General features: G+C 47.2%; 14 protein-coding genes. 8 read left to right on the plus strand and 6 right to left on the minus strand.

What is annotated here, in order from left to right:
• Positions 1-864: 864 nt before the first annotated feature.
• The 7 genes from ABUA47_RS16735 (at position 865) to ABUA47_RS16765 (ending at position 6327) form a co-directional block, all read left to right on the plus strand.
• On the plus strand, positions 865-1884 hold the full coding sequence (locus ABUA47_RS16735) for a hypothetical protein (protein WP_347774239.1): 1020 nt from the start codon (positions 865-867) through the stop codon (positions 1882-1884).
• Positions 1885-2103: 219 nt separating this feature from the next.
• The gene (locus ABUA47_RS16740) at positions 2104-3918 is read left to right on the plus strand and encodes a bifunctional DNA primase/helicase (protein ID WP_347774241.1); all 1815 of its coding nucleotides are present in this window, start codon (positions 2104-2106) and stop codon (positions 3916-3918) included.
• A 131-nt stretch (positions 3919-4049) separates the two neighbouring features.
• Positions 4050-4298 (plus strand): DUF4248 domain-containing protein, encoded by a 249-nt coding sequence (locus ABUA47_RS16745; RefSeq protein WP_005827481.1) that lies wholly within the window; start codon positions 4050-4052, stop codon positions 4296-4298.
• 407 nt (positions 4299-4705) lie between these two features.
• Positions 4706-5221 (plus strand): HU family DNA-binding protein, encoded by a 516-nt coding sequence (locus ABUA47_RS16750; RefSeq protein ID WP_057097863.1) that lies wholly within the window; start codon positions 4706-4708, stop codon positions 5219-5221.
• 88 nt (positions 5222-5309) lie between these two features.
• On the plus strand, positions 5310-5423 hold the full coding sequence (locus ABUA47_RS16755; protein WP_005827475.1) for a smalltalk protein: 114 nt from the start codon (positions 5310-5312) through the stop codon (positions 5421-5423).
• 33 nt (positions 5424-5456) lie between these two features.
• Positions 5457-5900, plus strand: a complete 444-nt coding sequence (locus tag ABUA47_RS16760) for an N-acetylmuramoyl-L-alanine amidase (RefSeq protein WP_005827473.1) — start codon at positions 5457-5459, stop codon at positions 5898-5900.
• Between the two features lie 163 nt (positions 5901-6063).
• Entirely contained in the window at positions 6064-6327 is a 264-nt protein-coding gene (locus ABUA47_RS16765; RefSeq protein ID WP_055288649.1) for a hypothetical protein, read from the plus strand.
• Between the two features lie 23 nt (positions 6328-6350).
• On the opposite strand, the gene ABUA47_RS16770 is transcribed toward ABUA47_RS16765, so the two are convergent.
• The gene (locus ABUA47_RS16770) at positions 6351-7418 is read right to left on the minus strand and encodes a glycosyltransferase family 2 protein (protein ID WP_005827470.1); all 1068 of its coding nucleotides are present in this window, start codon (positions 7416-7418) and stop codon (positions 6351-6353) included.
• The gene (locus ABUA47_RS16775) at positions 7403-8404 is read right to left on the minus strand and encodes a glycosyltransferase (RefSeq protein ID WP_240054551.1); all 1002 of its coding nucleotides are present in this window, start codon (positions 8402-8404) and stop codon (positions 7403-7405) included. The genes ABUA47_RS16770 and ABUA47_RS16775 overlap by 16 nt, the downstream gene beginning before the upstream one ends.
• A 79-nt stretch (positions 8405-8483) precedes the next feature.
• Between ABUA47_RS16775 and ABUA47_RS16780 the strand changes: the two genes are divergently transcribed.
• Positions 8484-10019 (plus strand): lipopolysaccharide biosynthesis protein, encoded by a 1536-nt coding sequence (locus tag ABUA47_RS16780; protein WP_005827464.1) that lies wholly within the window; start codon positions 8484-8486, stop codon positions 10017-10019.
• Here the strand turns inward: ABUA47_RS16780 and ABUA47_RS16785 are convergent.
• From ABUA47_RS16785 to ABUA47_RS16800, 4 genes are read right to left on the minus strand one after another with little or no spacing between them, the layout of a single operon-like run.
• A complete protein-coding gene (locus ABUA47_RS16785) occupies positions 10013-11197 on the minus strand; it encodes a glycosyltransferase (RefSeq protein WP_009038295.1) in 1185 nt (394 codons plus the stop codon). The two genes, ABUA47_RS16780 and ABUA47_RS16785, sit on opposite strands and share 7 nt — an antisense overlap.
• An 11-nt stretch (positions 11198-11208) precedes the next feature.
• Entirely contained in the window at positions 11209-12249 is a 1041-nt protein-coding gene (locus tag ABUA47_RS16790; protein WP_005827459.1) for a glycosyltransferase family 2 protein, read from the minus strand.
• Between the two features lie 6 nt (positions 12250-12255).
• A complete protein-coding gene (locus ABUA47_RS16795) occupies positions 12256-13290 on the minus strand; it encodes a glycosyltransferase family 2 protein (protein WP_229031896.1) in 1035 nt (344 codons plus the stop codon).
• Between the two features lie 16 nt (positions 13291-13306).
• Positions 13307-15208, minus strand: coding sequence for an asparagine synthase C-terminal domain-containing protein (locus tag ABUA47_RS16800; protein WP_009038293.1), 1902 nt, complete (start codon positions 15206-15208; stop codon positions 13307-13309).
• Between the last annotated feature and the right edge of the window lie 72 nt (positions 15209-15280).

Raw genomic sequence — 15280 nt, forward strand, 5'->3', positions numbered from 1 at the left:
GTGATATAAAAAAAGAGGGAGTATGATATATCGGTATCCCTGAATCCGGAATATCCAATCCCATAATACCTTCAAAAAAAGAATGCCACAGAACGACTCCAACAATCATAGGAAACCGCAGTACATCTATAACTTTTGATTGCAAATTTTTTTTTTCCATTTGATTTAAATAATCATGTACAAAGTTAATGTTTTATAGATGTTTTACAAATTCTCCCCCCCTCATTTTTTTCATGCACTTTTCTTTTTCGTATAATAAATGGTAAAATACCAATAATTAAGTATCTTTGCCAAGATATTTTTTAACTAATAATGAACATAAAAAAACGACCCTGACCCTCCATAGCGAGGGCCAAACCGCAGTAAGCATCGAAAAGAATACTGCACACAGTAGAAATCCATTATTGGATAAGTTGGAAATCATTGCAGAGGCAATTGGCGGCTTGCTGGAAGGAAAATCGTCTTTCTCCCAAAGCGAACTGCGCAGTCTGGCCCACATACGGCAGATGACACGCATGCACAAAACAAAGTCCAGAGAACAATAGCTACTGTGAGTCAAATGTTTACGAATGTAGCAAGTGAAGGAACCCACAAAGAAAGAGCTCCACCATCAACTTTTTTTAAAAAAAATCACATATTTCACCATTGTAGGCTTCAGTTCCCCAGACGAAGGCCAGAACACCCATACAATAGCTTCTGGACACGCCAAAGCATGCGTTAAGCCTACAAAAGTCCATTTGCAGGCTTATCCTATTATCCCTACCTTTGCATCACCAAACAAAGAGAAAAATACTACGGAAAACGCCGTCGCCACAACAAGCAGCCCCGCTTTACGCACTACTTTTCCCCTCTAAAAAAATATATATGAAAAAGAATTTTTATTTCCAACACTCCTTAATGTCAATGTTCGACCCCAGAATGAAACACTTGGTAGACAACGAAGGACTCAGAGGACTGGGTGCCTACTGGATTATCATCGAAAAACTGTCAATCTTGCCAGAACCGCGCGCGCAACTGGATTATCTCCGTGCCTACTGCGACAGCAAGAAAATCACCTTATGCTACCTTAAGAAAATCATCCTGGAATACGACCTTTTTGAACTGGAAGAAGACGGATACTTTATGCCCAAAGAGTTGAATCCCCTACACAAAAAAGGCGAAAAAACGGAAAAAACTACTCAGGAAAAGCCGGATTCCAAAGCAAAAAATGACGAAAAACAGCAAAAAGTATCGAGGAATAAAAGCAAAAAACAGTCTGATTTGTCAAGCAATACACTAAACAACAAGTATTTAGCTAAAAACGCCACAAATACTAATAAGAAGACTATAGATATTAATAAAACAACAACAGCAACAACAGAAGAAAAAGAAGCTGCTGCTGCCGATGCACTTTCATCACCCCAAACAACACCCGCTCCCATCGAACCCTGGCATACGCTGATAGACAAACTCACCGAAGAAAGTGCCTGGCTGGACGTGGCCTGCATGCACAGCGGCTATGGCAGCTTGCTGAAGACGCACATCAAAGAGGCTGTGGAGGTATTCAGGCAGCACGTCATACTGCACGACAACGGCAATGTGCTGCTGAACATGAAAGACACCCGACAATATTTCGTCAACTTCGTAAGGGCCGGCCAGCGCACCTCGCAGGAACTGCATATGCTGTTGCAGGGCCTCGAAAAGCAGCAGTCTGCCGCCGCACCGCCCAACCCCTACCGCTATGAGCAGCTGGTGAACGGACGGCGCACCTACCTGGGCTGCCCCATCCCCGACGGAGCGCCACCCCGACCGGACAATACCGCCTTCTGGAACGAAACTGCCCGTTCGTGGACGTCGCAAACCCCGCCGCCTTCATCGAAAAAGCCGAAACAGAAACCCGGCTGAAACGCCACACTCCGGCATCCGGAATGCCACACGTCAGCGTTCCGAATGCCACATGTCAACGTTCCGAATGCCACACCTCAGCACGTCCCAAGTGTGGCATTTACCCTCGTGAAGTGTGGCATTTCAACCCGCTAAGTGTGGCATTTCAACCCCTCAGGCTGCCCTGAAACTAAAATCTGCGTCTAAAAAATTATCAGAAAACTACTAAAGCAAACCTATATGAGAAATTTCCATCAACGCGGCATTGACACCCGCGGCCGCATCAGCGGCAAAATCAAGACCATCTGCCCGCAATGCAACGACACCCGCGGACACAAAGGCAACAAGTCACTCTCCGTAGACCTGGACAAAGGCCTGTGCTACTGCCACCACTGCGGCTACAAGCTCTACGTGCCCGACGACGCCGAAGAACGCCTCAAGCAGCAACGCCGCGACATGCACCGGAAGCCCGCCGCACCGCCCCAGCACTTCCGCCGTCCCACCTTCGACCCTGCCCGGATGCAACTCTCCGAGAACCTGGAACGCTACTGGACCACCGTCCGCTGCCTGCCGCAGGAGCTGCTGCGCACCCTGCGCATCACCGAAGAGACGGTGCGCCTCCCGGAGAGCAGCCAGGAGGAGAACTGCATCTGCTTCAACTACTTCGAGAACGGGACACTCGTCAACACCAAGTACCGCAGCGCCCTGAAGCACTTCATGATGGTGAAGGGCGCCGAGCTCATCCCCTACAACGTGGACAGCATCCTCGGCACCCCGGAGTGCATCATCACCGAAGGCGAGTTCGACACGGCAGCCGTCATCGCCGCGGGACGCAAGGACGTCGTCTCCGTGCCCGCCGGCGCCCAGAGCAACCTCACGTGGCTGGACCGCTTCGTGGAGTCGCACTTCGAAGACAAGCAGGCCATCTACATCGCCGTAGACGAGGACCCGGCAGGGCAGTCGCTCCGGCAGGAACTCACGCGCCGCCTCGGGGTGGAACGCTGCCGCATCGTGCACTTCGGCGAGGGCTGCAAGGATGCCAACGAGCATCTGGTGAAATACGGCGCCGAAAGCCTCCGCATCTGCATCGAGCAAGCCGAAGAAGTGCCCCTGGAAGGCATCTTCACCGCCGAAGACTGCCGCGACGACCTGCGCTCCCTCTACGAGAACGGCCTGCAGCGGGGTGCCGACACCGGCTGGGACAACTTCGACGAACACTGCACCTTCGAGCCCCGCCGCCTGCTGGTGATGACCGGACGCCCCGGCGACGGCAAGTCCGAATTCACCGACGAGCTGGTGCTGCGCCTCTGCCTGCGCCACGAGTGGAAAATCGCCTTCTTCAGCCCCGAAAACATGCCCATCGCCTACCACCTGCACAAGCTGGCGGAGAAGCTGACCGGCCATCGCTTCACCCCCGGACCGGGCATGACGGAAGCCCTCTACGGGCAGGCAGTGGGCTGGCTGGACCGCAACGTGTCGCACATCCTGCCCGACGACGGGAGCTACGGCATCGACCACATCCTGGAGAAAGCCCGCCAGGTGGTGCGCCGCAAAGGGGTGCGCATCCTCGTCATCGACCCCATGAACCGCCTGGAACAACGTCTGGAACCGGGGCAGACGGAAATGGACTACATCACCGACACGCTGAACAAGCTGGGACGCTTCGCCACCCGCAACCAGTGCCTCGTCATCCTCGTGGCCCACCCCCGCAAGGTGAACCGCAACGAAAAGGACGGCACCCGGCGCCGTGTCGAGATGAACGACATCAACGGCTCTGCCAACTTCGCCAACATGTCCGACTTCTGCCTCGTGGTAGACCGCAACGACACGAAGCAGATAGCCACCATCTACATCGAGAAGGTCCGTTTCAAACACTTGGGCAGTGCCCACACCGAAGCCAAGTTCGTCTACAACCACCTGAACGGACGCTACTGGCCCTGCGAGGAAGACGTCATCCACACCCCCCAAGGAGAGCAACTGGGACCGGTGAACACGCAGTTCGACAATGAGAATTGGTTGAAAAATAATGAAGAACAAGGCAGGTTATTCGAGTAAAAATCCGTATCTTTACAAGACGGAAAGAAGAGAATAGGTGCAAGCATGTGCAAACTGTGCAATCACGTGTTATCCGTGCAATCACGTGTTATCCCTATTAAAGAAAACATACAACCTAAACTTTAAAGAATATGATGAAACAGAATGATTCCTTTGCAGAGCCACGCTTCCCCGTCCGCAGTTACGGGAAAGGCGAACTGGCCATGTACTACCTTCCGGGCATTGCCCAGCAGACTGCCGTCAACCGGCTGAACGAATGGATACGCACCGCCCCCGGGCTGGAACAACGCCTGCTTGCCACGGGCATGAACCCTTATTGCCGACGGTACACGCCCGCACAAGTGCAGCTTATGATTAATGTCTTCGGGGAGCCTTCTTAGAAGGTTCCCCCCCTTTTCACATAAATCCTCACCCCCACTCTGTCTATATGCTCACGCAATGCCTCGTTTTCAAGATTGGCATATACCACCACTTCACGCACTTCATCAAAACGAGCTAAAACAGCACATATCCTGATTACTGTTTTCCAACATATTCCATGTCTTTTTATTCAGTTTACGCACATCTATGCGAATACAAATATACCTCCTATTTGTCACAAATCCAAAACAAAAGAAACAATAACCTCCCTTATCCTCTCCCAACCTCCTCCTACCTCCCCCAACCTCCCATCCTCCCTGCCCCATGTACTATCTTTGTATCAACGAAACGGAGCAGAGGCCATCGCCGCGGAGACACCTCCTTTCCCCTTTCGGAATGAAACATTAACCATTAAACATCAACCATCATGCCAACAGCATTAGTAGTGCGCACACAGCGCCACAAGAAAATCGGGGACAGCAGCTCCCCCATGGTCTACACCCTGAAACGCAAGCCCCAAGATGCCAAAATCTTCGACCTTGCCCGTATCGCGCAAGACATTGAAGCACTGGGAGCCATGTCGGCCGAAGACGTGGAGCACGTAGGCAAAGCCATCGTACGACAGATGCGCCAGACGCTGACGGACGGCAACAGTGTCCGTCTGGACGGCTTCGGCATCTTCCACACCACCTTTAAATGCCGTGCCACCGAACTGGCCAAAGACTGCACCGTGAAAAACATCGAGCGCGTCAACATCCGCTTCAAGGTAGCCAACACCCTGCGGCTGGTGAACGACAGCAACGCCACCACCAAAGGTGGAGCAAACAACCTCGTCTTCGAGCTTGTAACTGCCGACAAGGATAGCACCGGCGGAGGTTCCGGCGGCAATAATCCCGATGGCGGAGGTTCCGACGGAGACCAGGGGGAGAATCCGCTGGGATAAAAAAGAGGGATTAAGGATGAGCTTGTGTTCATTAATCCTTAATCCCTAATCCTTAACCCTTAATCCTAATCCTTAAACATCAAACATCATGAGTACAAAATCATCAGCCTGGGACAAGATTCTGAAAGTAATCATCGCTGTAGCTTCGGCACTTTTGGGTGCATTCAGCGCACACGCCATGAACAGCGGTGGTCCCTTTTAGCGAACAGCCCCCAAAGGCAAACAGTAAAGAAAAATGAGAAAAATTGATTTGATTGTGATACATTGCAGCGCCACGTGCGAGGACCGTCCCTTTACCGGGCAAGCTCTGGAAGCCGCGCACCGCCGACGTGGATTTGATGGCACGGGCTATCATTTCTACATCCGCCGTGACGGACAAATCCTGACTACCCGCCCGGTCGAGAGGGCCGGCGCCCACGCCCGCGGCTACAATGCCCACTCTATCGGAATCGCCTACGAAGGCGGATTGGACCACTATGGGAATCCCAAAGACACACGCACGGAATGGCAACGCCACTCGCTCCGCGTATTGGTCCGCGCTTTGCTGATGGACTATCCGGAAGCAAAAGTGGCGGGACATCGCGACCTCAGCCCCGACCTGAACAACAACGGAGAGGTGGAACCAATGGAATGGACGAAACAATGCCCGTGTTTTGAGGTGAAAAAAGAGAAGTGGTAACCAAGAAAAGAGAGGTGACAAAGCATGACAAAAGCTTTGCCACCTCATTTTTTATTCATACATTTGTTCTAATTAAGCAAAATGCGCATCAAACAAAGTTCAGCCGTATGAAGTACCCTATTGGAATACAGAGTTTTGAGAGCCTTATCAATGACGGATATTTGTGAAACTGCTGAAAGACAACAACTTCTGTCTGCCCGACCTTACGAGCGAAGGAGTGACTGCAGAGACACTGACAGACGTGGAGTCGTTCAAGGATAATCCCATTGCCGTGATTTACCAAAGCGGCTACCTCACGATAAAGGAATATGACGAAGAATTCAACATCTATCGGCTGGGATTCCCCAACAAGGAAGTGGCCGAAGGATTCATCAAATATCTGGTTCCCTACTACATGCCGATAAAGGACAGTGAATCCGTCTATTAATAGATGAACAACAATGCCACTTGCTAAAAATGAAGCCAGCGCTTCACCTTATCCTTCAGATTTATATTGACCATGAAGCCAACCAACCACTTTTTAGCGGCCATAGGCATCATATAGAACAGAAGAAAAGGAAGCAGCTTCATCAAATTTTTATCCAAATGCCAATGTGACGGATAAGAAAAATGGCGGGATAAAAGATTTTCCAGATATTGCCGCTTCTTCTCCGGCGAAATACATGCAGAAGCATATACCCGGTTGGCATGATAAAGGCTCATTTTCATGATGTCCAACATCAGTCCGTTATAGAAAGACTCGCCGGTCAAAGAGTGTATATACCCAGACTTCAACAACTGCGTACCAATATATTGTTCTGTCAAAAACTCTGAATACCCTTGCAGCTCTTTCAAACTGGTGACCGATTGAGGATTATAAGTAAAGAACAGTGTACAATCCGGCAACAAGCGGCAAGAACGGGCCCGCAATATCACTTGATACGTAAACCAAGGGTCATCAATCAGATAATGAGGAATACAACGAACCTCATTTTTGCGCAGAAAATCCGTCCGATAAAGCTTGTTCCAAGTAGCTACAAAGATATTCTGCCCCCGTCCGTAACGATATTTAGCCACTGCATAATCTCCATCAGTAATTAGAGTATCCTCGTACTGGCATCCACCGGGATACACTTTTCCTTCCAAATCACGCCGGACGAAGGATGCCGCCACAAAATCCACTGGATGTTCCTGCATCTTATTATACAGCAATTCAATGCACTCCGGTATAAGCACATCGTCGCAATCCATTGTAAACAGATATTCCCCCGTCGCCTTCTCGACAATGGTATTACGTGCCGCCCCCGTACCCTGATTGACCACTTGGTCGATAATACGGACAGCACTTCCGCGTGGATGTTCCCCGGCTACCCTGCGAACTATATCCATACTATCCCCTTTATCATCGACAAAAATAAATTCAATGTTCGGATACGTTTGGTTAAGGGCAGACAATAATGTACGCTCTATAAGACCCGCAGCATTATAAATAGGTATGCCCAGCGTTATAAGCGGAAGAGTATTCATCTTTTTATCCATCGTTTCATTGTACGTAAAAAACGTTGCACATCCAGTATCAACAGAGGGGAAAGCGAAGCCAGACATAAGACAGCATAATCAATGGACAACCGGAAAGGCAATCGCTCTAACGCCGACCTTAGAGCCAATCTCTCCCGGCCAATGAACTCGCCTTTCTCTTTTCTATTATCACAAGCTGTATCCAGCCAAATGTGTACCCGTCGTATATCGTGTACACAAACCCTCATCCAGAAATCAGGGGCCGGATGTTCTTTCACATAGTCACTGTGGTTTTCGAGCCCTTCCAATAAAGACTCTATAATTCTTTTCTGATTATCAACATGATGAGACACCGACTGACTACGCATCCGATAATAATAAGCATCGACCGGAAGTGAACAGACAGCATTGGCATGATAAAAACAAAGAGGATTCAGCACACAATCCTCTGCCTTATTCCCTGGAATATAACGCAAACGGTGCTTTATCAGCAGGTCACGGAGTATCAAGCGATTGGTCAGTACCGGATTGTAATAGAAATCCTGATAGAGCTCTATCCCCGTCTTTATCGGTGATTCAGGTACGTCAAATCCGACAAAACGCCTGCATTTGCCGTCTTCAAAAGCCACATTATTGAATATCAGCATGTCCAAATGGCTTTCGCGGGTCTTCTCATAAAAACGAGACAACAAGCCGGGAGCAATGAAATCATCGCTGTCAACAAACCAGATGTATTTGCCGACCGCCTTTTCAATGGCTTCATTCCGAGTTTCAGCCGCTCCGGAATTAAGATGGGTAAAAACACGGATATTAGCATAATCAGCCCCATATTTCTGTGCTATCCGCAGACTTCCGTCAGTAGACCCGTCATCATAGAGTATTATCTCATATAGCTCTGACGGAACATCCTGATTCAACAAGCTATCTACACATTCAGACAGATAATCTTCCACATTGTATACCGGAACAATAAAACTCAGCCATTTCTCCATAAATTCATTATTCAACCATTTACCTACAAAAATACACAAAAAAAGGGAGCATACTATTTTTTTGTGTACTTTTGCTGGTAATAACAAAAAACTTATGCCTCAGGAGTCACGCCTTAAAAAATCATTGCTCAATGCGCGGGTTAATCTCATTTTTTATTTCCTGAGTTTAGCCCTATCATTTTTTTCCAGAAAAATCTTTCTGGATGCATTGGGCGCAGACTTTATGGGGCTGATAGGTACACTGAACAATCTCTTGGGTTTTCTGAACCTTGCAGAATTGGGTATCAGCACAGCCATCGGCTACGTTCTGTATAAACCCCTCTTTGAACACGATGAAAAGAAAATCAATGAAATAATTTCCGTTTTCGGTTTCATCTACCGCCGTATCGGTTTTATCATTCTAAGTGCAGGATGTGCCTTGGCATGCTTCCTGCCCTTGATATTCCCCAATAATGTCTTTGATTTAGGCGTCATCTATTTTGCATTTTTCTCGTATCTGACCACTTCACTAATAGGATATTTTGCCAATTACAAGCAAACCCTTTTGGGAGCAGACCAGAAGAACTATGTAGTGACAGCCTATTTTCAAAGTGCCGTACTGATAAAGACTTGTCTGCAAATGGGATTAGTCTATTATACGGGCAACTATTACCTATGGATTAGCCTGGAACTTCTGCTGGGCATTGTCTATTCCATTATCCTGAACTGGAAAGTCAACCAGGTATACCCTTGGCTGAAAAGCGAAGTGAAACAAGGAAAGCTGCTTTTCAAGAAATATCCGGAAGTAACCCGGTATACCAAACAGCTCTTTGTCCATAAACTGGGCAGTTTCGTACAGTTCCAAACCACTCCCTTCCTGGTATATGCCTTCGTCTCACTCAAAACTGTGGCTTACTATGGGAACTATACGCTCATTATTGATAAGATAAGTATATTTATCAGCAACCTATTAGGGAGTACCAATGCAGGAGTAGGTAACCTGATAGCCGAAGGTGATTCCAAACGTATCCAGCAAGTATTCTGGGAGTTGATGGGTATCCGTTTCTTGATAGCCGGAACCATTTCATTTGCCCTGATTCGACTGACCGGCGCTTTTATTTCATTATGGCTGGGAAGTGAATACGTATTGCCCCAACATATTCTGTATCTGATTATCATCAACTCGTTCATCAGCTACACCCGAGGTGCCATAGACCAATTTACCTATGGGTATGGTTTATTTCAAGATACTTGGGCTCCCATTGCGGAAGTAATCATCAACCTGACTGTTGCCATCATTGCCGGACATTTTTGGGGACTGCCGGGAATTTTGATGGGCAACATAACCAGCCTATTTCTCATCATAGTCATTTGGAAACCTTACTTTCTTTATTCGCAAGGATTCAAAATACCCGTTCTTCACTATTGGATGGGCTACATCAAGCATCTGCTGATTATACTGCTGCCGGGAATAGTATGCTACCATCTCTATCCAAGCAATGACTTTACACCGGAAAGCTCTTTTACACATTGGATTCTCTATGGAATGATTCTGATTTCCACTTATGGGATATTGACCTGCTCGTTGCTCTATCTTTTCACTCCGGGCATACGTGCATTCGCTCACCGGATACTGAAAAGGCATCATTGACGAGCTGTTGATTTCAGTCGGTCAAAGGCATTTTCCCACTCGTCCGCCACATTCTGTATGTCAAAGCGCCTCACATACTGCACACAATTTTTTGACATCTCCCTGCGCAGTTCTTCATCTTTCATCAATGAGCCCAACTTCCGGGCAAACTCCTTATGCGAGAACGGAGGAACCAACAATCCGTTCTTCCCATCATCAATAATATCTGTGATAGCTGCATACGAATTGAACGCCACCGGAACCGCCCCGAATGTCATGGCTTCGGTCAATACCATTCCCCACCCTTCAAAGTCACTCGTCAGACATAGGATGCTTGCATCCCGGTAAAATGGTTCAGGGTCTTGCCAACCGGTGAAAACAACCCGTTCCATCTTTAAGGCTTTCTGTTCCAATGTCTGCCTTATCGGCCCGTCTCCCACAATGACCAACTCCCAATCGGGAAATTTTTTATATATACGCTTCCAGATATCAATCAGCCGTCCTACACGCTTCTGGCGCCACTCTATCCGGCCTACATACAATATCTGCTTCTTCTTGAGAAAATCTGTATTTTCTTGAGCAGGATATGTATTCGGATTGGGGATGGCAATCACCCGGCTCAAATCTTTTGAATATATCTGCCACAAATCAGGAAGAAATTTCAAGGAAAGTAAACATAATGCATCTGTATATCGAAAAATGCCTCCATAATCTGATTGTAATGTACGCTTGTAATCATACTTAAGCATGGGAATTTTGAGGATACGGGCCACCTTTCTGATTTTTCCCATGATTGTGTTTTTTCCTGATACCCACATTACGAACTCTCCCAAATGATGATATATGCCAAGAGGATTATAATGTATCACGGAAATAATATACACGTCCCGCAAGGTTTTAGAGAAGGAATATAATGTATAATAAGTCTGCGGGTCCTGGTCTATGACCATATCAATACGGTGCTCTTGCAGGAAACTACGGAAAAACAACCCGTTCTTTTCTACTTCCCGAACCTGATATGGGAAAAAATAAGAGGATGCAGGATATGCATAATCCATGCGGCTTTCATCCCGCACACTATGTAAACAAAGAACATGGTGTCCCCGTCTTATGAATTCACGGCACAAAAGGTCACTTACTCTTTCAATCCCTCCCCGTTGGGGATGGAACATGACAGGATGTATAAACAAGATATTCATAATGCCCTCCGTTATTTCGCTCCAAACATTTTCTTGAATTTTATACCTGACAAGAAACGCATCCACCCATCAAAAGCCGATGCCCCCACCCTGCAAAGCAAGAATTTGCCCAACACATCCGCTTTATACTGTGGAAGAAAAAATCGTCTTATCCATTCTTTGTCTGATAAAAGGACTTGATGTAAAAAAGACAACCGTTCCTGCCGGGTATACTTATGCTCTGGTTTATAGATGGCCAAAATCACTTTATGGAAAAAGACAGTCAATGAATTCCATGTTCTATCCAGTGAGCTATCCTCCAAATTAAATTTCTTTTGATACACATAGACCCTTTCCAAAAAATTGGAGAATGCTGCATATTCTGCCGGAAAGCTGTTTATACGCACAGACAACACATCTACAGAATACCCTACTCTATAAACGTAATTATTGTAATCACGAATAACCATAAAATCCGCATACATCAGGTAGTCCAACATAAACAGCATATCTTCCAGTCCGGAAACAAAAGGAACAAAGCCCACCCGGTATTGCTTGATAATCCGATGGTCGTATAGCTTGCTGCCTGCGTACGCAACACGCTTGTCTATCAAGTCTGTCAATATAAGATACATCTGTTCCGAAGCTATATCTTGTTCGGGAACGTGAAACGTTTGAAAGTCCCCATTTGGCAGATACGCATCAAGAGAACCGACTATTACTCCCTCCTTCGTTTTATCGGCAGGCAATGCACCGTACAGCCTTTCAAGATAACAAGGCTTTACATAATCATCTGAATCAATAAAGGTTACATATCTTCCACGAGCATTCATCAAACCAGTATTCCGGGCACAGCTCAATCCTGCATTAGCCTGATGGAACACCCGTATCCTCGTATCCTTCCCGGCATACTCTTCACAAATCTCCCCACAACGGTCAGGGCTCCCGTCATCTACCAGCAACAGCTCAAAATCCGTAAAGGTCTGTGCAAGAATACTGTCAATGCACTGGGGCAAGTACTCTTCTACCTTATAAACGGGTACTATAACGGATATTTCCGGAAGATTATTCATATTCGCTCATTTTGCATGAAACACTGCCTTCATTTTTATAGACAACACCAACAAATAGTAGGCTGACTTTACAAAAGCCTTAAAATACAGATAGCCGGCATACGTAGGAAGCACATAATGGATGTTCTGCAGCATCAGCTTCCATTCGGGACGCAGGCCCGTCATCTCCAACAAAGACGCATACTTTTTGTTCCTGAATACCAAATAACTCTGATAATGAAAGGATGTGTCTTTCGTGAAATACAGAATACGGTCAAAATATTTCGCCTTCAGACTCTCAAAGTATATATATATCAGCCGGTTATCCTGCAAACACCGGGAAGACCGGATAAAGTCGTAGATATAACCAAGCACCAGCACACGACATTCCAAATTACGCATAGACGGCGCTCGCATGATGGAATCTGGCTGCATGGAATAATAGTAAGTGGTCTCATTGACGACATACATACTTTGAGACATACATGCCAACTTAAATGACCATAAATCATCCTCGTGTACAATGCCCTCCTGGAAGTAGAGTTTATGCTGCAAAACGAGGGGACGACTCACCAGCTTGTTCCATGCCATGACATACCATTTTCCCTGCACATAAGTGGAAAGTACAAGAGCATTCCCTTCATAAAACCCGGTGCCTAATGATAAAGGAGGAGCCCAACGTCTGGCGCCGGTCACCTCGTAATTGCCTATCACAAAATCCGGTCGCTTCTGCACCGCTGCATCCGCCAAAAGCTCTATTGCATTCGCTGAAATATAGTCGTCGCTATCCAAGAAGTACAGATAATCGCCAACAGACGCTGAAATACCGGTGTTTCTTGCAGCAGAAAGCCCTCTGTTCTCTTCATGTTCCAGACATCTCACCACCGTTCCGCGCGGATGCGAAGCCACCACCCGTCTGGCTATCTCCATAGAGTTGTCCGGAGTGCAGTCATTCACAAGAATGACTTCCAAATCCTGCCAAGTCTGGTCCAACACGGACAACAAACACCGTTCTATGTACTTGGCAACATTATAAACCGGAACAATAATGGAAACTTTCATGCTTTCAATCATATTTTCAGAATTTCACCTCATGGCCTTCCACAAACTCTTCCCACCACACAACAAGCGTCAACAGATTGAAATATTGCAAAGCCTTGTTCTGCCTATGCCAGAACCAACCACCCTCCTTCTCTGCAACTTGTTCATAATCTGTAAGAAACTTCTCCACTGCATCACGACGCAGATAGTTGTCCATAATGCCGGAAGCAAGAATAAATTCCTTAAAGAAAGCACGTCGGGCCCTATCACGGAAGAACAGTGGCATAGGTGCAAAACCGCCCTGCTTCTTCTTCAAGGTAATGGCCTCGGGAAGTAAAGGTTTATAATGGCGCTTTAACAGATATTTAGAAACGGAACGGCCCCGCGCAATGTCCAGTACACTGTTGCCCCTGCACTTCAACCCTACCGGCAGCTCCTGCAGGAAATGGAAAAGCTCCAGGTCCATAAAAGGATACGTCAGATTGTTACCGAACATGCGTGCCATGCTGGAAGCCTTGAAAAGAATGATACGGTTGATTACAGTCTCCAAATCGGAAAGAATGGCATGCTGCGCGTAAAGATGTTCGAAACTATGGATATCGGGCCGTAGTGATTTTACCGGCTCAAAATCTTCTTTCGGATTTTGCAGAAGGGCACACAAGGCAGAATCGGAGAAGCCGAAACGCTCCCCTTCCAGAATATGAAGTATCTTATCCAAATGGAAATTGATGCGGGAAAGCTTTCCACCGGTATCAAAGGTTTCATGCTCCAGCAGACGGCTGATGCCACGTAGCAAGGGACGCAATCCTATGCGGGCGGATAGATAATGCAACGCCACTTCGCGACCGGAAGTACCGAAATACTGGTCACTGCCGTCACCTCCCAGAATCACGTCGGGCTTGTCATCGCCTATCATGCGCATGGCACAATAGTTTACCATCAGCCCGCCTTCCATAAAAGGCTCACCCAGAAAACGGACAATGTCGGGCAAGGCACTGGTTTCCGTACCGTCAATCTCGTACTCGTGGTGGCGGGTACCAAAGGTTTCAGACATCAGACGGGCCATGGGCAGCTCCGTCCAGGCATCTCCTTTAAAGCCCACGGAATAGGAGTCAATCTGGCCGTCGTAAATGCTGCGCAGCGCAGCAAGGTTTGAACCGGAATCATAGCCGCCACTCAGCAGGATACCTACCCTGCGGCTATGGCCGATACGCCGGCGGATGGCTTGCGCATGCAATTCTCCATAACGGCGGGAGTAGGTTTCTACATCCGGATTCCGTTCAGTCGCCACCTTGGGTTCATGCTCAAAAACGCTGTCGCGCTTCAGACAATAAATGTCATCTGCCACCTTTTCATATAAGCTGGGATTTCTTTCCTTCAGCGAATCAAACATGGAATGTACTTTCGCTTGTGTCTCTAACTTTACAGAAGCCCAAACCGGCATCAGATAACCAAGCTCTGTCAACATGTAGAACTTTTCGCCGGCACCTAAAGAATGAACATCGAATAGGGCGAAATTATTCTTCTTCAAAATGCCACGCTGAAGGAATGTACTCAATGAAACCAGATTAGGCTCGAAATTTTCTTCCAGTTGGTCCTCTAAAAATTGCCAGGAAGTGGCAAAATTACCATCAATGTGACAATAGACGGGATAATGCGTGCCATGATGGTCGCGCACCACTCCGCATTCATTTTCTGAATAATATACTATGGTGAACGAACCGTCCAGGCGTGAAAAGCCATATGCCGGATCGGATAGAAACGCATCAGCAGCAAGCTTGGCATTGGTATCATCCGGAGTTGCCTGCAAGGTGTCCCGATTATACAAAGTTCCGAAAAAGAAAAGTCTCAGATTATAACTTTCAAAAGAAGATTCCGGCTCTTCTCCCTCTACACAGACTGTACGCCAATCTTCTAAAGTGATTTTTCCGTATATCATTTGTTTGCTTATAGACTTGTTTATTGTGTATCCCTTTCTATTTTTCCACCACCCCATGCCTGGTATGTATAA

The organism is Bacteroides sp. RTP31139st1_H2_RTP31139_211217, from assembly GCF_040227615.1.
Classification (GTDB): domain Bacteria; phylum Bacteroidota; class Bacteroidia; order Bacteroidales; family Bacteroidaceae; genus Bacteroides; species Bacteroides uniformis.

What these genes read in the sequence shown, in the direction of transcription:
- ABUA47_RS16735 (WP_347774239.1), top strand. Translation starts at nt 865, where the DNA reads ATGAAAAAGAATTTTTATTTCCAACACTCCTTAATGTCAATGTTCGAC.
- ABUA47_RS16740 (WP_347774241.1), top strand. Translation starts at nt 2,104, where the DNA reads ATGAGAAATTTCCATCAACGCGGCATTGACACCCGCGGCCGCATCAGC.
- ABUA47_RS16745 (WP_005827481.1), top strand. Translation starts at nt 4,050, where the DNA reads ATGATGAAACAGAATGATTCCTTTGCAGAGCCACGCTTCCCCGTCCGC.
- ABUA47_RS16750 (WP_057097863.1), top strand. Translation starts at nt 4,706, where the DNA reads ATGCCAACAGCATTAGTAGTGCGCACACAGCGCCACAAGAAAATCGGG.
- ABUA47_RS16755 (WP_005827475.1), top strand. Translation starts at nt 5,310, where the DNA reads ATGAGTACAAAATCATCAGCCTGGGACAAGATTCTGAAAGTAATCATC.
- ABUA47_RS16760 (WP_005827473.1), top strand. Translation starts at nt 5,457, where the DNA reads ATGAGAAAAATTGATTTGATTGTGATACATTGCAGCGCCACGTGCGAG.
- ABUA47_RS16770 (WP_005827470.1), bottom strand. Translation starts at nt 7,418, where the DNA reads ATGGATAAAAAGATGAATACTCTTCCGCTTATAACGCTGGGCATACCT.
- ABUA47_RS16780 (WP_005827464.1), top strand. Translation starts at nt 8,484, where the DNA reads ATGCCTCAGGAGTCACGCCTTAAAAAATCATTGCTCAATGCGCGGGTT.
- ABUA47_RS16785 (WP_009038295.1), bottom strand. Translation starts at nt 11,197, where the DNA reads ATGAATATCTTGTTTATACATCCTGTCATGTTCCATCCCCAACGGGGA.
- ABUA47_RS16790 (WP_005827459.1), bottom strand. Translation starts at nt 12,249, where the DNA reads ATGAATAATCTTCCGGAAATATCCGTTATAGTACCCGTTTATAAGGTA.
- ABUA47_RS16795 (WP_229031896.1), bottom strand. Translation starts at nt 13,290, where the DNA reads ATGAAAGTTTCCATTATTGTTCCGGTTTATAATGTTGCCAAGTACATA.
- ABUA47_RS16800 (WP_009038293.1), bottom strand. Translation starts at nt 15,208, where the DNA reads ATGATATACGGAAAAATCACTTTAGAAGATTGGCGTACAGTCTGTGTA.